This window comes from Megasphaera sp. SW808 (assembly GCF_012027795.1).
Classification (GTDB): Bacteria; Bacillota; Negativicutes; order Veillonellales; family Megasphaeraceae; genus Megasphaera; species Megasphaera stantonii.
Map to the genome: position 1 here is coordinate 22,531 of NZ_SJOT01000023.1, position 23,388 is coordinate 45,918.

Here is a 23,388-nt window from a genome sequence, read left to right on the forward strand (position 1 = left end):
GCCTATGGCAGATAACAAGCAGCACGACACCCGCACCACCCGCCGCCCTGACTGTGTGACGGAAATCCGCATGGGCAATTCCGTCCTTGTCGTGTCCGGCTATTTCAAGAAAGACACCACAACCACAGCCGCCGACAAAATGGCGCGGGTACTGGAAGCGGAAGCCGCTGCTACACAGGAGCCGACTTATCCGGCGTGAACCGGGGCATGGAAAAGCGGCCATGCCAGGGAGCATGACCGCTGGAACGAAAATCGGAAGTGCTTTAGCAATTCTTAATCTCATTCTCTATAAAATAATTTGCAATTTCAAAGGCTTTTATTCTTCTCTTTGCCAATGTGATTTGTGATTTATAACGCTCGGAATTATCCTTTGATTCAAATGTTTTTACTGTTTCTCTTAGCTTGTGCAGAGTTGAATCAATTTGCCTTTTGGCCGCGGTTAATTCATCTATTGTATACTTCATGTTTTCTCCTTTAACTTCTGATTTTTTTGTTAAATCAGAGTATACCACGGAGTTATGAACTTTTCTACTGCAAATATGGGACGACAACCCATACCATAAAAATCGGAAAATTGAAAAGCTGTAAAGAAGCAAATTTAACGCTTTTGCCGCTGTACAGCCCCCGCCGTTCCGTGGTACAATGAAACCACGGAATAGTGGGGCTGGCTGTCGGAAACGGAGGATTTTATGTTAAGACAAGCCACCCAAAACCTCATTACCGCCCTTTATCCGAGATTGTCCCACGAGGATGAATTGCAAGGCGAGAGTAATTCCATATCGAACCAAAAAAGGATACTCGAAACCTACGCAAAACAGAACGGCTTTACCAATCTGCGCTGGTACACCGACGACGGTTTTTCCGGCGCGAACTTCCAGCGGCCCGGATTTCAAGCCATGCTTGCGGACATTGAAGCCGGGAAAGTGGGTACGGTCATCGTCAAGGACATGAGCCGGTTAGGGCGAAACTACTTGCAGGTAGGGTTTTACACGGAAATGCTGTTCCCTCAAAAGGGTGTGCGTTTTATCGCTGTCAACGATAATGTGGACAGTGCCAGCGAGGGCATGGACAACGATTTTACCCCGCTGCGAAATCTGTTCAATGAATGGCTGGTGAGAGATACGAGCAAGAAAATCAAGGCAGTGAAAAAGTCAAAAGGCATGAGCGGCAAGCCTGTTACCAGCAAGCCGGTTTACGGCTATGTGATGGACGAGGACGAGAATTTTATTATAGACGAGGAAGCCGCCCCGGTGGTGCAGCAGATTTACCAGCTTTGCCTTGCCGGGAACGGCCCGACCAAGATTGCCCGTATGCTGACGGAGCAGCAAATCCCCACGCCGGGGACGCTGGAATATCAGCGGACAGGCAGCACCCGCCGTTATCACCCAGGCTATGAGTGCAAATGGGCGACCAACACCGTCGTTCATATCCTCGAAAACCGAGAGTACACCGGATGTCTGGTGAACTTCAAAACGGAAAAGCCTTCTTATAAGGTCAAGCACAGCATAGAGAACCCCGTCGAGAAGCAGGCCATTTTCGAGAACCACCATGAGCCGATCATCGACAAGGAAACATGGGAACGGGTGCAGGAGTTACGCAAACAGCGCAAACGCCCGAACCGCTACGATGAAGTGGGGCTGTTCTCCGGGATTTTGTTCTGCGCCGACTGCGGCCATGTGCTGTATCAGCAGCGGTATCAGAACAAAGACCGCAAACAGGACTGCTACATCTGCGGCAGCTACAAGAAGCGCACCCGCAACTGTACGGCGCACTTTATCCGCACCGATCTGTTGACCGCTGGTGTCCTGGCAAATCTCCGGCAAGTGACCGAATACGCAGCCAAGCATGAGAGCCGGTTTGTGAAACTACTTGTCCAGCAGAACGAGATCGGCGGCAAGCGAAAGACCGCCGCAGCCATCAAGCAGCTTGAACAGGCGCAGGAACGCATTTCTGAAATCAGCCGCATTATCAAGCGGCTGTATGAGGACAATGTAAACGGCAAAATCAGCGATGAGCGTTTCATGGAACTGTCGGCTGACTACGAAGCCGAGCAAGCGGAGCTGAAAAAGAGAGCCGCCGCCCTGCAAGCCGAACTGGACAAGTCACAGGCAGCTACCGTCAACGCCGAGAAATTTATGGGCATTGTCCGCAAGCACCTTGCCTTTGAAGAACTGACCCCCACTCTCTTGCGGGAAATGATCGAGAAAATTGTGGTGCATGAGTGCAGCTATGATGAGAACGGCACCCGCAGGCAGGACATTGAGATTTATTACAGCTTTGTCGGCAAGATTGACTTGCCCGAATAACCGCCCGACCTATCCGACACAATGGCCAAGTGTCGGATAGGAACGGCAAAATTTTTTGCACTTCTATTGCTTCTTTATCACACATAAGCAAACACAGCCGGAATTAAACGTTTGGGAATATTAGCTTCTCTGAAAATAGAAGCTGCAAACGGATAAATAGCAAATACGGCAACATATACGCTGACGCCGCCGTATGCCAAAATGATACAAACCATCATGACTGACAAAATAGCTTTGTCTTTTCCCAGTTTCTGAATAACAAATTCAGCAATACTGCGGGCCATCCCCGTTTCTTCCATAACTTTGCCAAATACGGCCCCTAACAAGAATATAGGAAAGAATGATTTTACAAATACAACTGCTTTCCCCATAAATAAGTCCGTATACGCCGGCAGTAAGTGGTACTCTGCCATACTAGCCGCAACCAATGCGCATACCGGCGCAAACAGAATAACGGAAAAGCCTTTATATGCAATAGTAACTAATAACGCTAAACTTACTACAATCATTACGACTTCCATACTATTCACCATCCTTACTATAGCAGGTAATTATAGATAAAGGCTGCAAATCAGTAGAATGCATAATTTACAGCCTTATCGTCTCACAAACTATTACTTGCCTTTAAATACAGCCTTGCGTTTTTCAACAAAGGCCTGCATACCTTCTTTTTGATCTTCTGTTGCGAAGCAAAGGCCGAATACTTCCGCTTCATAGGCAATGCCTGTAATGACATCGCAGTTAATGCCTCTATTAATCGCTGCTTTAGAAAGGTTTACGGCGACAGTTCCTTTAGAAGCAATGACCTTCGCCGTTTTCATTACTTCTTCCATGAGCTGTTCCTGAGGTACTACCTTGTTGACTAAGCCAATGCGATAGGCTTCCTGCGCATCGATCATCTGACCCGTATAAATCAATTCTTTACCATATCCGCGGCCGACGACTCTGGGCAGACGCTGCGTTCCGCCAAATCCAGGCGTAACGCCGAGCCCCACTTCGGGCTGGCCAAATTTCGCCGTATCAGCAGCGTAGCGGAAATCGCAGGCGCAAGCTAATTCGCAGCCTCCGCCTAACGCATACCCGTTAATAGCGGCGATGACCGGCTGAGGCAGATTTTCAATGCGGGTAAATACATCCTGTGCTAACATCCCAAACGTCCGGCCTTCGATGGGATTCATCGTGGACATGGCCACAATGTCCGCGCCGGCTACGAAAGATTTCGTTCCGCCGCCAGTAATAACGACAACTTTGATATCTGTATTGCTTTCAATCATGCCGACGCACTGGCTTAATTCATGAATCGTTTCCGGATTCAAGGCATTTAAGGCTTTAGGGCGGTTGATCGTCACGGTAATGATGCCGTTATCTATAGCGTATTGTATATTTTTGAATTCCATGTCGTTCACCTCACGAAAATATCTTCTGAATATGTTCTATTCTTCACATGAAATAGCACCAATATCTTTTAAGTGCTGAATGGCAGCGTCATCATAGCCATATTCCTTCAAGATTTCTACGGTATGTTCACCAATCTGCGGCGCGTCTCGTTCCACCGTCGGCTCAATATCTTTCGGACTCTGCGGCTCTTCTAAGCAGAACCGTACCGGCGACATCGCCTGCAGCGTTTCCGTATGATTTAAGTTTTTAACCGGAACGACGTACTGATTTTCCAACGCCTGCGCATCTGTCAGTATATCCTTAACGTGGCGAATGTAGTCAAAGGCAATATCTGCTTTAGCCAGCCGTTCAGCCATTTCTTTCTGCGTATACTTCGCAAAGCCTTCACTGATAATTTCAACTAATTCTCTCGTGCGTTTCTTCGCTTCTACAGCAGTGCAAAAGCGAGGATCGTCTACTAAATCCGGCCGGTCAATCACGTCTTTCATCAGAGTATTGTAATACCGCTCGTGCTGTAAAATGCTCATGTAAATCCAATTGCCGTCGGAGCATTTGAAACTGTCCATGACGGGAGCCATCGGATTTTTACGCGTCTTTGGATATTCGTCGCCATATTGAGTAGCAACAACCAAGGCACTGTTATTCCAAATAGCCTGTCCATATAAAGAAACCATAACCTTGCAGCCTTTGCCGGTCTGCGCCTTCTGGTACAGCGCGCCGGCAATACCGCCTGCCAAGGAGCACGCCGTCGTCGCGTCGCCAAAACCGTATGGCGCGTTGATTGGAGACGTATCGACTTCCGCAAAATCCATCATCGCACCGGAACGAGCCCAAAACGCAACTACGTCGAACCCAGGATTGTCCTTCGCCGGACCAAAATCGCCGTAGCCGTTCAGCTGAGCCCAGATCAGCTGAGGATATTTTTTGCTCAGCGTTTCATAGTCTAAGCCCAACCGCTTTAACGCTCCCGTACGATAGCTGGAAACAAATACGTCTGCCGATTCGAGCAGTTTCCCTAGAATCTGCTTGCCCTCTTCGGTTTTCAAATTGAGAGCCAAGCCGCGTTTATTTGCGTTATAAGCGGCCCATAAAGGGTTGCAGTTTTTTTCAATAGGAGCCTGCAAGGTCGTACCGGATGTACGAATCGGATCGCCAAAAGGAGGCTCTACTTTTATGACATCGGCGCCCCAGTCCGCTAAAATCTTCGCAGCGCCCGGGCCAGCGACAAAATAGGTTAAATCAATAACTTTAACGCCTTTCAACGGTAAAAACATGACGACACCTCCTTACTTCAAGATAGACCGGCTGATGACTACGCGCTGAATCTGGTTCGTGCCTTCGTAAATCTGCGTTATCTTCGCGTCGCGCAGCAAACGTTCCACCGGATATTCTCTGGAATAGCCATATCCGCCCATAACCTGTACAGCGTCTAAAGCAACTTGAACGGCGATATCAGAAGCAAAGGTTTTCGCCATAGCCGCTCCGTGCCAAAGGGCTTGCCGGCGTCTTTTAATTCAGCAGCGTGGTATGTAAGCTGACGAGCAGCTTCAATTTGAATCGCCATATCGGCTAAGGTAAATCCAATCGCCTGATTTGCGCAAATCGGTTTGCCGAATTGTTCCCGCACCTTGGAATATTCCCTGGCCGCATCATAGGCCGCCGATGCAACGCCGACGGCCAAGGCAGCAATGCCGATGCGGGCAGAGTCTAAGGTTACCATAGCTATCTTAAATCCTTCGCCGTCTTTGCCTAACTGATTTGCTTTCGGTACTCGGCAGTTGTCAAAAGCAAGTTCTACAGTAGAAGACGCACGAATTCCCATTTTCTTTTCATGTTTTCCAACAATAAAGCCTGGCGTGTCTTTTTCTACAATAAACGCCGTTAACCCCTTGATTCCCAAGGAACGATCTTTAGAAGCAAAAATAATGAAAGTACCGGCAGCACTGCCATTGGTAATAAAGCATTTCGTACCGTTTAAGACGTAATACTCGCCGTCTTCTTTAGCCGTCGTCGCAACTTGGGCTGCATCGGATCCTGCACCCGGTTCGGTCAATGCAAACGCTCCGACAACTTCGCCGCTGGCCAGCGAAGGAAGATATTTTTCTTTCTGTTCTTCCGTTCCAAACATCAATATCGGCAAAATCGCCGCCGAGTTATGGACGGCCATGACCGTGCCGGTCGACGCGCAGGCCTTGGAAACTTCTTCCAAAGCAGCGACGTAAGACACCGTATCCAGTTCCGCACCGCCAAACTTTTCAGGTACGACGACGCCCATAAATCCCATATCAGCCAAAGCTTTCACGTTGTCCCAAGGAAATTCTTCCGTTTCGTCATAATGCGCAGCCATAGGAGCAATCACTTTTTTAGCTACGTCGCCGGCAATGTTTTTAATCGCCAATTGTTCTTCGTTCAAAATCATACAAATCACCTCTGCAAGAAAATTTGAAAATCGTTCGTACTTATGCTTTTATTATAAATACACAAGTAGTTGAATTATATACACAAACGCTCGACACATTTTGACATGAACGTCATGACATTTTGTCATTTTATTTGGCAAGTTTCTATTTTCACAATATAGTCAAAAACGCATATGTCGATGGAATCCCCTAAATTAATTGTCTAATATACCAAAGATACTACGCCATACCACGAATATTTCTCTTAATTGTTTTATGTCATGCCAAAATAAAATGTCCTCTTATAACTAATAAGCTTTGCCTGTTTGCTTATTCGTTATAAAGAGGACATTTTTACAAAATGAAATATTTATTTAGATTTTACCTTTCGGATAACGTCAATAACAGTTCCATCACGATATTCTACTACGCCTATGACTTGATCTTCTGTATCCACGGGCATCGCCTTGCCGCAAATTTGTTCTGCTAACGCAGCCATTTCATCAATAGACATAACAGGAATTCCTGAATTTTTGAACTTATCAACTAAATCTTCTCTCTTCATGTTTACAGCTACTCCATATTCCGTAACCAGTACATCAATACTTTCTCCCGGAGTAGTTATAGTCTGCACGCGATCTTTCAGTACAGCTAATCGACTTCTAACTAAATTAGTAGTAATGATAGTTAAAGAAGCTCCGGCTGCTGCATCACTGTGCCCGCCGGATCCGCCCATAATAACTCCATCTGAGCCAGTGATAACATTGACATTAAATTGCTTATCAATCTCTGTAGCCCCTAAAACTGCACAGTCCAACTTATTAACTATGCACCCGCTGTTATAAGGACTTGCATATAATCCGGCTCCTACTTCTAAATGGCCTTCATTTTCTTTAAGAGAGCGAACTGCATCCAAATCAAAGTCTTGTACGTCCATAATGCATTTAAACAATCCTTCTTCATACATCTTGACCAGATATTCAGTAATGCCTCCCATTACAAAGCTTCCTTTGATATTCTTTTCCTTCATAATTTTACTCAAATAATGCGCGACAGCTAAGGATGCGCCGCCGGCTCCGGTTTGGAAAGAAAATCCATCCTTCAATACCCCGGAAGCTTCAATTACTTTTGCAGCATACGAAGCAATTTTTAATTGTACAGGATCCTTTGTAATTTTTGTCGTTCCTGATACGATGCCTTCTGGATCGCCGATATAGTCAATTTTCACGACATAGTCTACTCGTTCTTGAGAAATAGCTATCGGTGCTAATGGATACGGCTCTATGTGATCAGTAACTGCAACGACTATGTCCGCATATTCTGCATCCGGAAATGCGTACCCCAAAGAACCACAAGCTGTCTCTCCCTTAATGCCGTTTAGATTACCATATTCATCTGCCGCAGGTGCCGCAATGAAGGCAACATCAATGTGCAGATCTCCGCATTCAATAGCGCGAGCACGGCCTCCATGTGTCCGAAAGATAACAGGATTCTCAAGTAACCCTTGAGATATAGCTTTTGCAACGGGTCCAACGGCATAATTGGTATCAATATGCGTCACCACGCCATCTTTTATATACTGTAAAAGCGGAGCATGTACAGAAAAAATAGCGCTAGCTGCAAGCGTCAAGTCTTTAATTCCCATTTTGGAAGCAACTTCCAATACTTGATTTAAAACGCCGTCGCCGTTTCGAAAATGGTGATGAAATCCCAATGTCATTCCGTCGCGAATAGGTATCTTTCTAAATACATCTTCTAAACTATCCATAAGCTTGCTTTCTCCCGGTTTGGCACACTTTACTATAGGAGCTTGGCGATGCATGTCCGGTTGAGTAGCAAAAGCACCCTGAAATAGTTTCACTTTTTTTCCATTTATATATTCCGGAATATCCCGATTAACAGCATTTTTCATAACAGGTATCAACCCTTTCATTCCATATCAATACATCTTTCATAGTAAATGAAGCATTTCTGCTAATTGCAGAATTCTTTTTGCTCTTGCTTCAATAGGTGCGTCAATCATTTTTCCATCTACGGCAATGACGCCAGTTCCTTTAGCCCTTCCTTCGTCAAGAGCAGAAATAACGCGTTGCGCCCAACGAATTTCTTTCGTTGTCGGAGCATATAATTCATGTACTGTATCTATCTGACGTGGATTAATAACTAATTTTCCCTTAAAACCTAACGATTTCATTAACCGTACATCTTCCACTAACCCTTCTTCATCCTGTACGTCGGTAAAAGGCGTATCTATACTATCCACGCCAGCTGCGGCCGCAGCATTGGCAATCATAGAACGAGCTACAAAAATTTCCTTCCCGGCCTTTGTTCGAGGTACGCCCAACGCAGCAGTATAATCTTCTGCGCCAAAACAAAGAGCAACCACTCGTTTCGACGATAAAGCAATTTCTAAAGCTTGACTAACGCCCATCGGTGATTCTAACAAAGGCATGACGCTAACTGGTTTTTGACCGTTCGTTTCTGCCTTCTCAATCAATTCCACTTGGCGAATTACATCTTCTGCTCTTTCAATTTTAGGCAACATCAACGCATCAGGTTGGCATGGCACAATCGTCTGAATATCTTTTTCTCCGCCGCTAATTAACGGATTTATACGAACCACCTTTTCACAAGTTCCATAATGGATATTCCGTAAAGCATTAGCAACTAAATTTCTCGCTGAATCTTTCTCACTTGGAGAAACGGCATCCTCTAAATCCAATATAATCCCATCTGCTCCAAAGATTCCCCCATTTTGTACATTCCCTGGATTATTTCCTGGTAAAAATAATAACGTTCTTCTCATCGATGCCGCCTCCTTATATCATTCCAGCTCGCTGCAACGCCGTTTTTAATCGAGCCGCTATCGTATAATCCAGCGCCCCTTTATCTGACGCAGTAATCAAAACATCCGTAACACCTTCATGTTGACAAACTCGTTCCAAAGTATGACGAATCATTTGTCCAAACTGCGGCAATACAATACTTGTCAATTCTACTTGTATGCCCGAACCTTTCTCCGCTTCTGACACCGTAATGATAATATCGTTCGATTCCAATGTTCCTGCTTGCCCCATTTTCATGAGAAGCACCTCCCAGTATTATTAAGTTAACATCCGCATTAATATCGTCGCTACAATTACTGTGCACGCACCGCCAAGACGAGTAGATATTTGTGCAAAGGGCATTAATTCCATTCGATTAGCCGAAGAAAGAATAGCAACGTCGCCCGTTCCGCCTAACCCGCTGTGACAAGCCGTAACAACAGCCGATTCGACAGGGTACATGTTCATAAATCTGGCAGTGAAAAATCCTGAACCAACCATACCTAATACCGTGCCCAATACAGTAAGAATATATGCCGGCGTAATTGCGGCTACCACATCGTTCCAAGGTGTATACAATACGCCTACGCCAACCAGCAATGCCCACGTTAAGTTGCCGGAAACAAATTTATACAGCTGATTAGCTCCCTGTTCCATTTGCGAAGGCATAATACCTATCGCTTTGACAACTGCCGCCCCAATAATCATCAAAATCGGTGCGGGAATGGGAATAACCATATTTAATAACCGAGCCCCAACATAAAAGCTACATGCAATAATCAGCCCTGCGCCCATTAATTTTATATCAATCGGCTGATCAGCTGCTTTCACATCTACTAAATTCAAATCGTCTCCAGACTTTACTAAAACGCCGTTGCCAGTCAGTTCTGGTCGTTTATTTCCCAACTTTTTCAAATATCCTGCCAGCATAATAGCAAACAAGTTACCTAACATTGCCGCCGGGACGAAATGTACTAAAAACTGTTCAGGAGACTGATTTAAAATCTCTGAATATGCTACAGACAAGGGTAGAATTCCTTCACCGACACCGCCGGACAAAATCGGTATCACAATAAAGAAAAAGGCGTGATATACATCCATTCCACAGACGACGCCGACACTAGTACCAATGGTACACGCCGCAATCGTTCCAATAATTAAGGGAACAAACATCCTTAAAAATCCTTGAATTAAGAATTTTCGTACCATTCCCAAAATACTGCCGACAACCAAACAGGAAATATAGAAGTATAAAAAATTAGCGCCTTTAGTAAAAGCCGTTATCGCTTTAACTGCCGTAGGATTCAGAAGGCCATAAAAAACTAAACAGGAGGGGATAAAAATCGATAAAATTGCCGGGCCGCCAATATCCTTTAAAATAGGAACTCTTAACCCTATGTCGCCTAACAACATCCCCATGATCATCATGATAGCGATACCGCCAATCATATCGGCCGGAAGTTTCCCATACAGTGTGGCAAAGAAGATAAGCGCCGCTAAGACCACATACACTGGTAAAGGAAGTACGCCGATTTTGAATGACATACAACTTTTTTTTACCTCGTTCATAATAAAAACCCCTTTCGGAATGATTTGATGGCTTCACTATATCATTTCTCGAAAGGGGTTTATAGAATTGTAAACATAGGTAATATTTATGTAATTTCTGTAACCATTATAATTATTACTTCTTACAGTATGTGTACATATAGATAGGCCTTCCTTTAGGGCGATAGGTAAGAGTTCCATACACCAAACCCAGCGTTTCCATATAATTCAAATATTTTCTTATAGATATTCTGGAAATACCCACGGCGTCTGCAATCTCTTGCGTACTGAAAGGGGATTCTTTCTGACTGCATTCGTATTTGACTCTATCAAGCGTCTGTTTCTCTATGCCTTTTGGCAAATCACAGGAAGTCGCATCAACTCGTTGTTTAAAAAACGCTGCATCCAAAATAGATTGATCAAAATCACTGTTATCTTGCAAAATCTTCCTTCTTTCCATATAAGAAAGCAAAGTCGCTTTTAGCCGTTCAAATGTAAAAGGTTTTATAATATAATCTATAACTCCATGCGAAAGAACTCTCTTTACATGTTCTTTCGACTGAGCAGCTGTGATCATGATAACGTCAATTTCTGGATACTTAGCTTTCAATTTTATTAAAAACGTAATTCCATCCATTTTAGGCATAAAGACATCCAATAAGATTAAATCAACTTGATGCTTTTCTAGAAAATCAAGAGCTTCTAAGCCATTCTTGACTACGCCCATGACATCAAAACCGTCTACTCTTCGCAAATATCGCGTATTGATTTCCGCAACCATCGGATCATCTTCGATAATTAAAACTTGAATCACTTCATATTCCCCCTTTCTTTTATTCTGGATGTAAATAAATAGAAAAAATTGTTCCTTGGGGAAGGTTAGGCTGTATCCCTAGTTTCCCATTGAATCGATATACTATTTTAGCAATCAAATATAACCCCAAGCCTCGATTTTTCCCTTTTGTAGAATACCCCTTTTGCAGTATTTTCTTCACATCGTCCTGTATGCCGCATCCGGTATCAATTACTTCGATGTACCAGCCGTCGGACTGATATACGTTTACTTTGACCTGTTTTTTCTCAGATAACTGCACCGCTTCCATTGCATTATCTATTAAATTTCCTAAAATCGTAATAATAGCATTTCTAAATTCTAACTTTTTTATGTTAGGAATTTTCATGTTACTATCAAATATAAGCTCTGTATTTAACTCCCTGCTTCGGCTACGCTTACTTTGCAAAAAAGATAAAATAACAGGATCTTTTACCTGCCTGCTGATTTCCTCAAACTCTGTGGCATCCGTCAGCGCCAAGCTTTGAATGTATTCTTTTAATTTATTATATTCTCTATTGGCGACTAATCCATTAATTACATGAAGCGTATTACGGTATTCATGCGCTCTGACGCGCAATGCTTCTATATAATTCTTTACACCGGTTAATTCTTCTGACAATTCCCATATTTCTTTAAAATCTCTGAAAGTAGCTATAGCTCCTACAATTTCTCCCTCAACGATTAGCGGAACACGGTTCGTTAAGATAACAACAGTATTAATTTTTTGTTCTTGATTTAATTCTACTTTCCCTGATTGAACGATATCCATCATACGCGTATGAGGAATTACATCTGCCGCCAAACATCCGACAAGGTTTCCGGTAATGCCTCCTTTAGCAAAAATGCGTTTTGCTTCTTCATTTACAATCTGTAAATACCCATTCTTATCAATAACAATGACGCCTTCATGGACGGATTGAATTACGGCATTTCTTTCTACAGTTATTCGCGCCAATTCTTGAGGTTCCATATCCAATAAGGAGTTTTTAATTTTTCTTGAAACAACTACAGTTAAGACGATTCCAATGCATAAAACCAACATTCCGCCGCCTAACATCTGCATATTTCGTCTTTGTATCGCCGCTTCTACAGCATTCATAGAAACGCCTGTAACAACAGCGCCAATTTGTTTTCCATCCTTATATATTGGAGAAAATGCACGAATAGATTCGCCTAAACTTCCCTTAGCCACCGAAATATATTCTTTTCCATTCAATGCATTTAATTCATCGTTTCCTTCAATATGCTTTCCTATATTCTTTACATTAGGATGAGACAATCTAATTCCATCGTTATTAAAAACTACAATAAAATCTACATTTGTTTCCTTTCTTAAGGTCTCCGTCATTTCTTGCACTTGTTCGTGCTTATCTGGATCTATAATCCAATTCTGTAATTCTGGTAATAGAGCCACAATTTTCGTAATAGATCTTGCTCGATTAGCTACCTCTTCTTTTACATACTTATTTTCATTAGATGATAAAAGCAAATACATAACGGAAGCTGATAAAAGCCACGTTAGTGCGACTAATAAAATGAGCTTTGTCCTTAGATGCATACTATCCCTTCTAAAGGTATTAATTTATACCGTATTTTGATGTATTTATTTTATCACATATGGAATATATAAATTTATATATGTAACTTATGTAATCAACATCCAGTTTAAAATTTCGATATACTTTATATATACGGCAGTAATTAATACAAACTTTAAAGGAGGAATTTCCATGTTTGCATTCCGAGAAATCTTTTTATCTCATGCCGCCGATTATGATGAACTTGCAGTCTTCCTTACAAAAATGAATCTCACTTATAATAAATACGGCGTTGATTACTGCATTGGCGCATATCATTCGGATACTGATGAATTACTTGGCACTGCCTCTCTTTCCGGTCATGTTATTCATAACGTTGCCGTAAATCCCGCATATCAAAAACAAGGATTAACAACAGCACTATTATCGGCCATTATGTCTTACGGCGCATCCAAACACATATTTTATTTCCAATTATTTACAAAACCTCAAAATATTTCTCTTTTCTGCAACGCTGGTTTTAGGTTAGTTGAACAAGTCTCTCCCTATGTAGCCCTGCTCGAATTCGGACAGCAAACGCCTGAATCATGGTGCCGTCGCGTTATTCGTGAAAATAATCTATCTTCAACAGATTCCTATGCAGCTATCGTCATGAACTGTAATCCTTACACGCTAGGCCATAAATATCTCATTGAGCGGGCAACTGAAAATGAACAAAATGTCCTTATCTTTGTCGTCGAAGAAAACCGCTCTATGTTACCCTTTGCAGACCGCTATCGACTCATGCTGGAAGACCTACAAAATCGCCCGCAAATAAAATTATGTCCCAGCGGCCCTTATATCATTTCCCAGGGAACATTTCCGTCATATTTCTTAAAAAGCAGCGATAAGCTTTTAGCGCAAACATTGTTAGATGCCTCTCTATTCGCACACAAAATTGCACCGTTACTTCATATATCAGCCCGGTATATCGGAACAGAACCACAAGACATAGTAACCAAAACATACAATCAAACATTACAACATATATTAGAAAAATCTCATATTGAAGTAAAAGAAATTCCTCGCGTCGAATATAACGGGGCTCCTATATCTGCATCGGCAGTCCGAATGCATTGGAAAAATCAAAATTGGGCAATACTGGAAAAGTTAGTTCCAGCATCTACACTGTCTTATTTACAAAAAAACACTTACGCTGCCGTCCTGGCAAAGTATGAAGAAAGGACTCACTGGCATGACAACGCTAACAGCTCATTTGGCATATAATGAAATGCGCGTAGAACGCCGCAATATACTGCATAGTCAATATCCAAATTATGCAATCATTCAACTGACACTAGCTATTCCAGAACCATACAAAAATAGCTTCTCAGCACAGCAATTATTTTACAAAGGCATAGAGTCTATTCACCAAAAAATTCCCTCACTATGTCATGAACAAATTTACTACGACCCAGATGGTCCCAGCGGATTATTCGTATCATCTGCTAATGCCCTTCATTTAAAAGAAATTTCTAGTCAGATAGAAGAAAACTCTCCGTACTCCCGATTATTAGATATCGACATCTACGCGAATAATAAGAAGGCCGTTTCTCTTCTTTCACGACGCCAAGGCCGTACTTGTTTTCTTTGTCAGGAGCGGGCCGTAACTTGTATGCGCAACCACACTCATACCAGAAATGAAATTCTGCAAAAAGTCCAAGAATTATTGTTAGATTTTCAAGTAGAATTATTATGTAATCAAACTTCTGAAACAGCAAAAAAGATAAGCGCATTAGCTGTTCGTTCTTTATTGTATGAGGCTGCTTCTTATCCTTCACCAGGTTTAGTTGATCCATTGCATCCCGGTTCCCATTCTGATATGGATTTTTTTACATTTTTAAACAGCAGCGCCAGTTTATCCTCATACTTTGCAAATTTTTACGATGCCGGACTACAGTTTGCTACGTCAAAACAAGAATTATTTCCTCTTTTAAAAAAAATAGGCCTTCTTGCAGAATCGGCAATGTATTCCTCAACGGAAAAAATCAATACGCATAAGGGTATCATTTTTTCTATGGGCCTTGTCCTTGGAACGATTGGTTACATGAAAAGGTTGCAATTACCTATCAATTCACTATCCATTTTACGTACCGTCCCTCAAATTCTGCCCCCGCTTTCTAAAGATTTTTTCCAGCCGTCATCTTGTGCATCGGCAGGAATTCAGGCATTCAAAGAATTTAAGATTAAAGGAGTACGAGGAGAAGCTGCAGCCGGTTTTCCTTCCGTTGTAAATCAAGGTCTGCCGACCTTAAAGAAAGCTCTTGTCAAAGGGAAACCGCTGCGGTTGGCATTAATACAAACGCTATTCGCGTTAATGACAACAGTAGATGATACCACTATTTTGCATAGACAGCCTCATTTAGAAACGCTACATTGGGTGCAAAACACAGCTAAAAAGGCATTACATGAAAATATATTTGACACGCCCGATTGGCAGGAAAAAATTTGGGCCATTGATAAACAATTCGTCAAACTAAATATTTCTCCCGGAGGTTCTGCCGACATGCTCAGCTTAACATATTTTTTATATCTCTTAGATACCCAATCTGCGCTATTAGATTAAATGTATTCATTGCAAAACATAAAACCCCTGTTTCTTCAGATAGAGACAGGGGCTTTACTTATACTTTTATTTATCTCATTTAAAATACGCTACGCCGGCAGCAAAGATGGGCTGGAGCTTGTTGCCGCTGATGTTTTCGAAGATGTCGTCGGCGCTGAACCGTTCCGTATGGGCCATCTTGCCGAGGACGCGGCCGTCGGGGCTGGTAATGCCTTCGACGGCGAGGACCGACTGGTTCGGGTTGTATTCGCTGTCGTAGGTCGCCTTACCGGACAGGTCGACGTACTGCGTGGCGATCTGGCCTTTGGCAGCTAATTCGCGGATTTGTTCCGGCGATGCGACGAAGCGGCCTTCGCCGTGGGAAATAGCCACGGTGTGGACGTCGCCGGCCGTGACGTTGCTGAACCAGGGGCTCATGACCGACACGACCTTGGTGTCGACCATGCGGGACAGGTGACGGCCGATGGTGTTGTACGTCAGCGTCGGGCTGTCGGCCTTCAAGGGCTGTACGTGGCCGTAAGGCAGAAGGCCCAGCTTAATGAGGGCCTGGAAGCCGTTGCATATGCCGAGAGCTAAGCCGTCGCGCTGATACAGGAGCGATTCGAGGGCTTCCGTAAGAGCGGGGTTGCGGAACAGTGTCGCAATGAATTTGCCCGAGCCTTCCGGTTCGTCGCCGGCGCTGAAGCCGCCGGGGAACATGATGATCTGGGCCTGGGCGATGCGCTTGGCCATTTCGTCGATCGATTCGGCCAAATCCTGTGCCGTGTTGTTGCGCAGAACCATGACGTCCGCTACTGCGCCGGCCCGTTCAAAGGCTTCGGCCGAGTCGTATTCGCAGTTCGTGCCCGGGCATACGGGGATGAAGACGCGGGGCTTGCCGAAGGATTCGCTGCGGCGCGGGCCGTAGGTGGTGAACAAGGGCAGCTCGGCGTCGCCTTCGCCGCTTTCGCTCTTGATGGAGAATACGCCGTTCAGCGGTTCTTCCCAAGCCTTCTGCAGGTCGGCTAAGGCAATCTTCACATCGCCGATTTCCATAAGGCCGTTGCCGCGGGTCAGGCCGACGCGGCGCACGTTGTCGCGGCGAACCCACTCTACAGCATTGTCTGTCGTTGTTTCAACGATAATTGCGCCATACCGGAGATTGAAGAGTTCCTGGACGTTGAAGGAGCTGTCGATTTCTACGCCGAGGCCGTTGCCGAAGGCCATCTGGGCGATAGCCGCGGCGACGCCGCCCTGTCCGACGGCATGCATCGCCTTAACCTTGCCGGCGACTACGGCTTCGTGGAGGAAGTCGCAGTTCGCCTTGAAGGCGTCGAAATCGGGCACGCCTTCGCCGTCGCGGGGCAGGTCGAAGAGGAGCACGGCGTTGCCGGGCTGTTTAAATTCAGGAGAAATGATATTCTTCGTATGTTCGGGAACGATGGCGAAGGATACGAGAGTCGGCGGAACCGTCAAGTTTTCGAAGGTGCCGCTCATGCTGTCCTTGCCGCCGATAGCCGCGACGCCCATTTCCTTCTGGGCGATATACGCGCCGAGGAGGGCGCTGACAGGCTGCCCCCAGGCTTTTTCGTTCGTGCCGAGGCTCTGGAAGAATTCCTGCATGGTCAAATAAACCTTCTTGCGGTCGCCGCCGAGAGCCACCAGCTTGGCGATGGACTGAACGACAGCGTAGAGCGCGCCGTGGAAGGGACTCCAAATCGCCAGATCGGGGTCGTAGCCGTGGGTGAAGATGCTGGCCGTCGTCGTCTTGCCGTTCATGACGGGGATCTTGGCGACCATGCCTTCAACGGGCGTCTTCTGGTATTTGCCGCCGAAAGGCATGAGGACCGTACGGGCGCCGATAGTGCTGTCGAACCGTTCGGCAAGGCCCTGTTCGGAAGCGATGTTGAGGGTTCCCATCGTATCGAGCCACGTTTTGGCGACATCCGTTACTTCCGGAGCCGTAAAGAAGTCCACATCTTCCGGAGCCGTAACAAAGGCCTTGCGGTGCTGAGTTACGCCGTTCGTATCGAGGAAGGCTCTCGTGATGTTGACGATATTCTGGCCGCGCCAGTGCATGACGAGGCGCTTCGTATCCGTCGCAACGGCGACGATCGTTGCTTCGAGGTTTTCTTCTGCGGCGTATTTCATGAATTCGTCGACGTGTTCCGGCGCGACGACGACGGCCATGCGTTCCTGCGATTCGGAAATAGCCAGTTCCGTGCCGTCGAGGCCTTCGTATTTCTTCGGAACCTTGTCGAGGTTGATGTCGAGGCCGTCGGTCAATTCACCGATAGCGACGGACACGCCGCCGGCGCCGAAGTCATTGCAGCGCTTGATGAGGACCGTCACTTCGTGGCGGCGGAAGAGGCGCTGGATTTTCCGTTCCGTCAGGGCGTTGCCCTTCTGGACTTCAGCTCCGCACGTTTCCAGGGATTCGACAGTGTGCTTTTTCGACGAGCCCGTCGCGCCGCCGCAGCCGTCGCGGCCGGTCTTGCCGCCGAGAAGGATGATGATGTCGCCGGGGACGGGCGCTTCGCGGACGACGTTGCAGCGCGGCGCTGCACCGAGGACTGCGCCGATTTCCATGCGCTTAGCTACGAAGCCCTGGTTATAATATTCCTTAACTTCGCCCGTCGCCAAGCCGATCTGGTTGCCGTAGGAGCTGTAGCCCTTGGCCGCGCCGGTCGTCAGCGTGCGCTGGGGCAGCTTTCCCTTGAGCGTATCCTTGACGGCCTGACGGGGATCGCCGGCACCGGTAACGCGCATAGCCTGGTATACGTAGGAGCGGCCGCTCAAGGGATCGCGGATGCAGCCCCCCAGGCAGGTCGCCGCACCGCCGAAGGGTTCGATTTCCGTCGGATGGTTATGGGTTTCATTTTTAAACAGGAGAAGCCATTCTTCTTCCACGCCGTCGACGTCGACGGGGATGATGATGGTGCAGGCGTTGATTTCGTCCGATTCGTCGAGGTTCTGGAGCTTGCCGGCAGCCTTCAGCTCTTTGACGGCGATAGTCGCCATGTCCATGAGGGTCTGGGGTTTCTTGCGGTTCAGGTTTTCCCGCGTCGTTTTATACGCTTCGTAGGCCCGCTGGATAGGCGCGGTGAACTTGCCGTCTTCAAAGGCGACGTCTGTCAGTTCCGTCATAAACGTCGTATGGCGGCAGTGGTCGGACCAGTACGTATCGATGACGCGGATTTCCGTTACCGTCGGATTCCGCTTTTCTTCTTCGCCGAAATAGGTCTGGCAGAACTTCAGATCGTCAAAGCTCATGGCAAGGCCCATGTGAGCCGACAATTCCTTCAGCGCGGCGTCGTCCATCGTCGTAAAGCCTTCGATGACGGCGACATCTGCCGGCTGTTCCCAGGCCATTTCCAGGGTGTCTACCGGGTCGAGGGACGCTTCGCGGGCTTCGACGGGGTTGATGCAGTAATGCTTGATGGCGGCGACGTCTTCGTCGGACAAGTCTCCCGACAATACGACGACCCGGGCGGTGCGGACGAGGCTGTCGTTCTGCATCGTCAGCATCTGCAGGCACTGCATGGCCGAGTCGGCGCGCTGGTCGTACTGGCCGGGCAGGTATTCGATAGCCAGCACCGTGTCGCCTTCTTTGACAGGCAGTTCATCGTATACGGCGTCTACCGGGGGCTCGGAGAAAATCATGGTTTTCGCCGCTTCGAAGGCGGCGTCGTCCAAGCCGGCCACGTCGTAGCGGTGGAATATGTTAATATCGGTCAACCCCTTGATAAGCAGGTTTTCCTGTAAATCAGCAAGCATGCGTTTTGCTTCATCGGCAAACACGCCTTTTTTGGCAACATACAAACGTCGAATAGACTGCATGTCATGACCTCCCTAAAAAGATATACATAATCGAATGCTACCCCTAGTATACCTGTTTTATTTCCATAAGTAAATTAGAAATTCAGCTCTATTATTGACTTGACTGGGGTTTCGTATTAGACTGTTACTATTCTAAACGTGTACGTTTACATTTGACTTTCATAATTACTAGGAGGGTTCGTAATGGACGAATTGAAACAGCGCATCCTGCAGGACGGCATCATCATCGACAACCGCATTTTAAAGATAGACAACTTTTTAAATCAGCAAATCGACACGACGCTCATCAACCACGTCGGCCAGGAATTTGCCCGTCTATTTCAGGATGTCCCTGTAGACCGCATTGTCACCATCGAATCGTCCGGCATCGCCGTAGCCTACGCCGTATCGCTGGCCATGAACAACTGCCCCGTCGTCTTCGCCCGCAAGAAGAAATCGCTCCTGACGAGCGGCGAGCAGTACACGGCGTCGATTTATTCCTATACGAAGGAAGAATCGTATACGGCGTCTATCGGTAAATCCTATCTCCACGCCGGCGAATCCATCCTCATCATCGACGATTTCCTGGCCAGCGGCGCCGCTGCCGTAGGCCTGGCCGAAATCGCCGCCCAGGCGGGCTGTTCCGTCGCCGGCATCGGCATCGTCGTCGAGAAGACCTTCCAGGGCGGCCGACAAACCTTGGAATCCAAAGGCCTGCGCGTCGAATCGCTGGCCCGCATCGCCCGCTTTGAAAACAACGCCCCGGTTTTTGCCGATTAAACTCGCGCCCCCCAGACGGGGCCGGCGCCTATAAACAGGAGGAACTGCCATGCGCGCTCAGTTTTTTGACGGCTTCGACTTCGCCGATTTCAAGCTCAGCATCGTCGCCGTCGAATACGTAGAAGATTTTTTCAATATCGAAGAGTTCGGCCTGCATCCCATCATGTACAACGAAGCGTGCCTGCGGGGCTACACGGCCATCTTCGGCTTTAACGATGAGAAAATGCTGACCCTCCACAAGCTGCTGACCAACAACAACGGCATGGAACCGCCGGCTATCGACGGCATAAAGCCCGTCCCATTCAACTCGCCGGCAGGAGACCTGAAGTACGACCTGAATCATGTCATGGACTACTCCGGCTCTATCCTCATCGCAAATGGCTTCATCGACAAATATTTCGTCCCCTTCGGATTTCAGCTGCCCCACGCCTTCCGCAAGGTCTACGAGCTGACCTTCCGCCACGGTCTCTTCGTCCGCGTCGAAGACAAATCGGAAGCGGCCCGTATGCTGCGCATCGAGTACGAAGAGCCGGTAACGGCCAAAAAGAAGATGCAGATGCGCGTCGGTTCGTGGATGCGCAAATCGGAAGAATACGGCTTCGACGACGAAACGATCGCCCAGTATATGGATCTGAGCTACGATACGAAGTATCTCTTTTAAAAGCTTCCGTCGGCCCCTGGGGCGTCTTGCAAAGGAGGTCTTGTCGTGCGCGACAGGCTATGGACTAAAGATTTTACCATTGATGTATGCATCAACTTTCTCCTCTACGTCATCATGTACCAGCTCATGCTGTGGTCGACCCAGTTTGCCATCCACACCTGGGATGCGACGGTCAGCGAGGCTGGGCTGGCGTCGGGTATCTTCATCATCGGCGCTTTATCGTCCCGCATCGTCACAGGCCACGTCATCGATGCCTTGGGCCGCAAAAAGGCTTTACTCGTCGGCACGAGCATGTACATGCTGGGACTCTTATTATATTTCCCCGTCCACTCGCTGACGGCCTTTCTGGTCATCCGCTGCCTCCACGGCGCGGCCTACGGCATATCCGCCACAGCGGCCAGCACCATCGTCGGGGCCATCGTCCCGCCGAAGCGGCGCGGCGAAGGCATCGGCTACTACGCCCTGGGCAACACGCTGGCTTCGGCAGCGGGCCCCTTCTTAGGCATGACCCTGTGCAGCGGCGGCAACTACTACTTGAACGTGTACGTGTGCATCGGCTTGGCCGTGCTGACCTTTGCCTTGGCTGCCGCCATCCATTCGCCGGAGCACGTCTGTACGGCAGCCGACAGGGCGGCCCTCAAATCCCTGCGCTGGGACAGCTTCATTTCCGTACAGGCCCTGCCCATTTCCATCATTTCCTTCTTCTGCGGCATCGGCTATTCTACGGTGCTCAGCTTCATCGGAGCCTATACGAATTCCCTGAATCTGGCCATTGCCGGCAGCATTTTCTTCTGTACCTATTCGGTCACGTCGTTTTTCAGCCGGCCCATTATCGGGCGCTTTCTGGATCACCACGGCGGTGACGCCGTCATGTATCCGACGCTGGTCATCTTAGCCCTGTGCATGGCTGCCGTCGGGCTTGCTGAAAGCAATGCCCTCTTTGCCATCGGCGGCGTGCTCCTCGGCCTCAGCTACAGCACCGTCACCTCGTCCGGACAGGCCCTGGCAATCCACGGCGTGCCGGAAGACCACATCGGCCTGGCTACGTCGACCTTTTTCATCTTCGTCGACCTGGGCGTCGGCGTCGGGCCTTACATGCTGGGAAGCCTCGTGCCGGCCTATGGGTTTTCCAGCGTCTACTTCGGAGCCGCCGTCATCGCCCTAGCGGCCATTCCCCTGTACTACGCCCTCATCGGACGGACCGGCGTGTTCTCGTACAAACAGATGGAACGAATTCGTTCTAAAGAAAGATAAATATACAGATCATGCAGAAACGCTGCCGCGTCAGGAAATTCTCTTGGCGCGGCAGCGTTTTTTACGTCTGCTATATGCGGTTATGCAGCCGGCTTCCTTCTCAGGAGTCAGCGTCAATGCAGCTCGCCGACGGCCGGCTGAATAGAAATCGTAAGAATATCGGGCATCTGGTGCAGGACGGCAATGAGTCCGCTCCCATGCCAGCGGCGGTTGCGGCTTCCGCCTTCAGAAATGTCAGGGTCCAGCGTCGGCTCCGTCCCCATCATGGCCGTGACATAGGCAGCCCATGCCGCAGCGTCCCTTTCCGTCACAGGCCGTTCTCCGCCTATAACCCACAAGGATACGGCCTCTACAATCTTATCCCTGCTGCAGATCGTAAACAGGCGGCAAGGCTGTCCATGCAGCATGATTTCATAGGTCCGGCCGACGAAAAACGTGCGGTCTGCCGACCAATTTTCCCGGCCGCCGCCAAAGAGCCGCGCCGTGTCCTCGTCGTTCATCCCCAGCAGCCCTGTCAATTCGGACAGGCTGTCGACGGCATAGGGCCTGATGATTTCAAATTCCGGCCGTCCCTCGCTGCCCGGAGCGATTTCATAAGCGGAAAAGACGACGACGGGGTTGCCCTTTTCATTGACGTAAAAGGGCGTATCCGCGTCTACGCCCGCAAAGGTCCCATAAGAGCCTCCGCCGTTCCAGCGGCGATCCATCTGCCGCCGGATGCTGACGTCGGCAATGGTCTGATATTCGTCTCCCAAAATATCTTTCAGCGTGACGGTCTTTCCCGTTTGGCAGTCGAAGGTATAGTATTTCGCCCGATAGTGGGCACGGCTCCAGTTGTCTGTTCCCATAATTCTCAGGGATAAGTAGTTGTCTGTCTGCGCCAGGATTTCGTACCCGACGGAAACCGCTATGCCGTGGCCTTTCCATTCCTCTTCGCTGCCGCCGGTCTCCAAAAAGGCCTTACGGTACTGCCGGGCCCAGTCTTCTGTTTCTTCAGCATACTGCTCGCACAAGCGGCGTATGCCGGCGTTTACCTGCTTCTGCCGGGCAGCGGAGACAGAAAGCCCCCAGTGTATTTCAGGAATTTTCACTGAAACAGCGATGTCCCTGTCCTCCTTCTCATAGGCCAAGGCCGTGACTACCTTCGGCACAGGCTGAAGATCCCCTTCGGCTGCACTGACCGGCAGGACAGCCATACCCGCCGTCAGGGCAGCTGCCGCAGCGGCTTTCATAAGGCAGCCCTGCAGCAAAAAGATGGAACGTCGTCCAAAGCCTCCGTCTTTATTTCGCATAACTTTCATCTCCGTCGCCTCCTTAAAAAGTAGTGTCGTTACCTTAAGCATACCCTATGCCATTGATTTCGTAAACGATAAAAAGCTGCTATAAAAAAGTTTCATGGAGGAGGCTGAGTTTTTTACAAAAAAACTGCCGCATCAGACGA

The 23,388-nt window shown here is 47.6% G+C and carries 19 protein-coding genes and 1 pseudogene; 7 read left to right on the forward strand and 13 right to left on the reverse strand.

Annotation, left to right across the window (positions count from 1 at the left end):
* Window positions 1-4: 4 nt before the first annotated feature.
* The gene (locus tag E0L13_RS08915) at window positions 5-199 is read left to right on the forward strand and encodes a transposon-encoded TnpW family protein (RefSeq protein ID WP_002596234.1); all 195 of its coding nucleotides are present in this window, start codon (window positions 5-7) and stop codon (window positions 197-199) included.
* 64 nt (window positions 200-263) lie between these two features.
* Here E0L13_RS08915 and E0L13_RS08920 read toward each other — a convergent pair whose 3' ends face one another.
* Entirely contained in the window at window positions 264-464 is a 201-nt protein-coding gene (locus E0L13_RS08920) for a hypothetical protein (protein WP_002596235.1), read from the reverse strand.
* 225 nt (window positions 465-689) lie between these two features.
* Between E0L13_RS08920 and E0L13_RS08925 the strand changes: the two genes are divergently transcribed.
* Window positions 690-2,306 carry a recombinase family protein gene (locus E0L13_RS08925; RefSeq protein ID WP_002596236.1) on the forward strand — a complete coding sequence of 539 codons (1,617 nt, stop codon included), beginning with the start codon at window positions 690-692 and terminating at the stop codon, window positions 2,304-2,306.
* 77 nt (window positions 2,307-2,383) lie between these two features.
* On the opposite strand, the gene E0L13_RS08930 is transcribed toward E0L13_RS08925, so the two are convergent.
* The 10 genes and pseudogenes from E0L13_RS08930 to E0L13_RS08975 all read right to left on the reverse strand — a co-directional run bounded on the left by E0L13_RS08930 (window position 2,384) and on the right by E0L13_RS08975 (window position 12,869).
* The gene (locus tag E0L13_RS08930) at window positions 2,384-2,827 is read right to left on the reverse strand and encodes a GntP family permease (protein ID WP_168061868.1); all 444 of its coding nucleotides are present in this window, start codon (window positions 2,825-2,827) and stop codon (window positions 2,384-2,386) included.
* Window positions 2,828-2,920: 93 nt separating this feature from the next.
* A complete protein-coding gene (locus tag E0L13_RS08935; RefSeq protein WP_168061870.1) occupies window positions 2,921-3,703 on the reverse strand; it encodes an enoyl-CoA hydratase-related protein in 783 nt (260 codons plus the stop codon).
* A gap of 36 nt (window positions 3,704-3,739) precedes the next feature.
* Window positions 3,740-4,978 carry a CoA transferase gene (locus E0L13_RS08940; protein WP_168061872.1) on the reverse strand — a complete coding sequence of 413 codons (1,239 nt, stop codon included), beginning with the start codon at window positions 4,976-4,978 and terminating at the stop codon, window positions 3,740-3,742.
* A gap of 12 nt (window positions 4,979-4,990) precedes the next feature.
* Window positions 4,991-6,123 (reverse strand): annotated as a pseudogene (locus E0L13_RS08945) (acyl-CoA dehydrogenase family protein).
* 350 nt (window positions 6,124-6,473) lie between these two features.
* Entirely contained in the window at window positions 6,474-8,036 is a 1,563-nt protein-coding gene (citF, locus tag E0L13_RS08950; RefSeq protein ID WP_206081603.1) for a citrate lyase subunit alpha, read from the reverse strand.
* An 18-nt stretch (window positions 8,037-8,054) separates the two neighbouring features.
* Window positions 8,055-8,909 (reverse strand): aldolase/citrate lyase family protein, encoded by an 855-nt coding sequence (locus E0L13_RS08955; protein ID WP_168061874.1) that lies wholly within the window; start codon window positions 8,907-8,909, stop codon window positions 8,055-8,057.
* A gap of 13 nt (window positions 8,910-8,922) precedes the next feature.
* Complete coding sequence (gene citD, locus E0L13_RS08960) at window positions 8,923-9,186, reverse strand: citrate lyase acyl carrier protein (RefSeq protein WP_095629555.1); 264 nt, start codon at window positions 9,184-9,186, stop codon at window positions 8,923-8,925.
* Window positions 9,187-9,207: 21 nt separating this feature from the next.
* On the reverse strand, window positions 9,208-10,497 hold the full coding sequence (locus tag E0L13_RS08965; protein WP_168061876.1) for a 2-hydroxycarboxylate transporter family protein: 1,290 nt from the start codon (window positions 10,495-10,497) through the stop codon (window positions 9,208-9,210).
* A 115-nt stretch (window positions 10,498-10,612) separates the two neighbouring features.
* On the reverse strand, window positions 10,613-11,290 hold the full coding sequence (locus E0L13_RS08970; protein WP_168061878.1) for a response regulator: 678 nt from the start codon (window positions 11,288-11,290) through the stop codon (window positions 10,613-10,615).
* Window positions 11,291-11,309: 19 nt separating this feature from the next.
* Window positions 11,310-12,869, reverse strand: a complete 1,560-nt coding sequence (locus tag E0L13_RS08975) for an ATP-binding protein (protein ID WP_168061880.1) — start codon at window positions 12,867-12,869, stop codon at window positions 11,310-11,312.
* A gap of 172 nt (window positions 12,870-13,041) precedes the next feature.
* Here E0L13_RS08975 and E0L13_RS08980 point away from each other — a divergent pair, with 172 nt between their 5' ends.
* The gene (locus E0L13_RS08980; protein ID WP_168061882.1) at window positions 13,042-14,115 is read left to right on the forward strand and encodes a GNAT family N-acetyltransferase; all 1,074 of its coding nucleotides are present in this window, start codon (window positions 13,042-13,044) and stop codon (window positions 14,113-14,115) included.
* Complete coding sequence (gene citX / locus E0L13_RS08985; protein WP_168061884.1) at window positions 14,084-15,454, forward strand: citrate lyase holo-[acyl-carrier protein] synthase; 1,371 nt, start codon at window positions 14,084-14,086, stop codon at window positions 15,452-15,454. The genes E0L13_RS08980 and citX overlap by 32 nt, the downstream gene beginning before the upstream one ends.
* A gap of 75 nt (window positions 15,455-15,529) precedes the next feature.
* On the opposite strand, the gene E0L13_RS08990 is transcribed toward citX, so the two are convergent.
* Window positions 15,530-19,273 (reverse strand): phosphoribosylformylglycinamidine synthase, encoded by a 3,744-nt coding sequence (locus E0L13_RS08990; RefSeq protein WP_168061886.1) that lies wholly within the window; start codon window positions 19,271-19,273, stop codon window positions 15,530-15,532.
* A 183-nt stretch (window positions 19,274-19,456) separates the two neighbouring features.
* Here E0L13_RS08990 and E0L13_RS08995 point away from each other — a divergent pair, with 183 nt between their 5' ends.
* The 3 genes from E0L13_RS08995 to E0L13_RS09005 are packed head-to-tail and all read left to right on the forward strand — an operon-like array spanning window position 19,457 to window position 21,947.
* Window positions 19,457-20,032: a xanthine phosphoribosyltransferase gene (locus E0L13_RS08995; RefSeq protein ID WP_168061888.1), complete on the forward strand. Its 576-nt coding sequence runs from the start codon at window positions 19,457-19,459 to the stop codon at window positions 20,030-20,032.
* A 49-nt stretch (window positions 20,033-20,081) separates the two neighbouring features.
* A complete protein-coding gene (locus tag E0L13_RS09000) occupies window positions 20,082-20,693 on the forward strand; it encodes a hypothetical protein (RefSeq protein WP_107196088.1) in 612 nt (203 codons plus the stop codon).
* Window positions 20,694-20,738: 45 nt separating this feature from the next.
* Window positions 20,739-21,947, forward strand: a complete 1,209-nt coding sequence (locus E0L13_RS09005; RefSeq protein ID WP_168061890.1) for an MFS transporter — start codon at window positions 20,739-20,741, stop codon at window positions 21,945-21,947.
* A 113-nt stretch (window positions 21,948-22,060) separates the two neighbouring features.
* Here the strand turns inward: E0L13_RS09005 and E0L13_RS09010 are convergent, their stop codons facing one another.
* The gene (locus E0L13_RS09010; RefSeq protein WP_168061892.1) at window positions 22,061-23,248 is read right to left on the reverse strand and encodes a DUF3298 and DUF4163 domain-containing protein; all 1,188 of its coding nucleotides are present in this window, start codon (window positions 23,246-23,248) and stop codon (window positions 22,061-22,063) included.
* Window positions 23,249-23,388 lie beyond the last annotated feature (140 nt).

What these genes read in the sequence shown, in the direction of transcription:
- E0L13_RS08915 (WP_002596234.1), top strand. Translation starts at nt 5, where the DNA reads ATGGCAGATAACAAGCAGCACGACACCCGCACCACCCGCCGCCCTGAC.
- citF (WP_206081603.1), bottom strand. Translation starts at nt 8,036, where the DNA reads ATGAAAGGGTTGATACCTGTTATGAAAAATGCTGTTAATCGGGATATT.
- E0L13_RS08935 (WP_168061870.1), bottom strand. Translation starts at nt 3,703, where the DNA reads ATGGAATTCAAAAATATACAATACGCTATAGATAACGGCATCATTACC.
- E0L13_RS09010 (WP_168061892.1), bottom strand. Translation starts at nt 23,248, where the DNA reads ATGAAAGTTATGCGAAATAAAGACGGAGGCTTTGGACGACGTTCCATC.
- E0L13_RS08990 (WP_168061886.1), bottom strand. Translation starts at nt 19,273, where the DNA reads ATGCAGTCTATTCGACGTTTGTATGTTGCCAAAAAAGGCGTGTTTGCC.
- E0L13_RS08975 (WP_168061880.1), bottom strand. Translation starts at nt 12,869, where the DNA reads ATGCATCTAAGGACAAAGCTCATTTTATTAGTCGCACTAACGTGGCTT.
- E0L13_RS08955 (WP_168061874.1), bottom strand. Translation starts at nt 8,909, where the DNA reads ATGAGAAGAACGTTATTATTTTTACCAGGAAATAATCCAGGGAATGTA.
- E0L13_RS09000 (WP_107196088.1), top strand. Translation starts at nt 20,082, where the DNA reads ATGCGCGCTCAGTTTTTTGACGGCTTCGACTTCGCCGATTTCAAGCTC.
- E0L13_RS08930 (WP_168061868.1), bottom strand. Translation starts at nt 2,827, where the DNA reads ATGGAAGTCGTAATGATTGTAGTAAGTTTAGCGTTATTAGTTACTATT.
- citX (WP_168061884.1), top strand. Translation starts at nt 14,084, where the DNA reads ATGACAACGCTAACAGCTCATTTGGCATATAATGAAATGCGCGTAGAA.
- E0L13_RS08940 (WP_168061872.1), bottom strand. Translation starts at nt 4,978, where the DNA reads ATGTTTTTACCGTTGAAAGGCGTTAAAGTTATTGATTTAACCTATTTT.
- E0L13_RS08920 (WP_002596235.1), bottom strand. Translation starts at nt 464, where the DNA reads ATGAAGTATACAATAGATGAATTAACCGCGGCCAAAAGGCAAATTGAT.
- E0L13_RS08980 (WP_168061882.1), top strand. Translation starts at nt 13,042, where the DNA reads ATGTTTGCATTCCGAGAAATCTTTTTATCTCATGCCGCCGATTATGAT.
- citD (WP_095629555.1), bottom strand. Translation starts at nt 9,186, where the DNA reads ATGAAAATGGGGCAAGCAGGAACATTGGAATCGAACGATATTATCATT.
- E0L13_RS08965 (WP_168061876.1), bottom strand. Translation starts at nt 10,497, where the DNA reads ATGAACGAGGTAAAAAAAAGTTGTATGTCATTCAAAATCGGCGTACTT.
- E0L13_RS08925 (WP_002596236.1), top strand. Translation starts at nt 690, where the DNA reads ATGTTAAGACAAGCCACCCAAAACCTCATTACCGCCCTTTATCCGAGA.
- E0L13_RS08995 (WP_168061888.1), top strand. Translation starts at nt 19,457, where the DNA reads ATGGACGAATTGAAACAGCGCATCCTGCAGGACGGCATCATCATCGAC.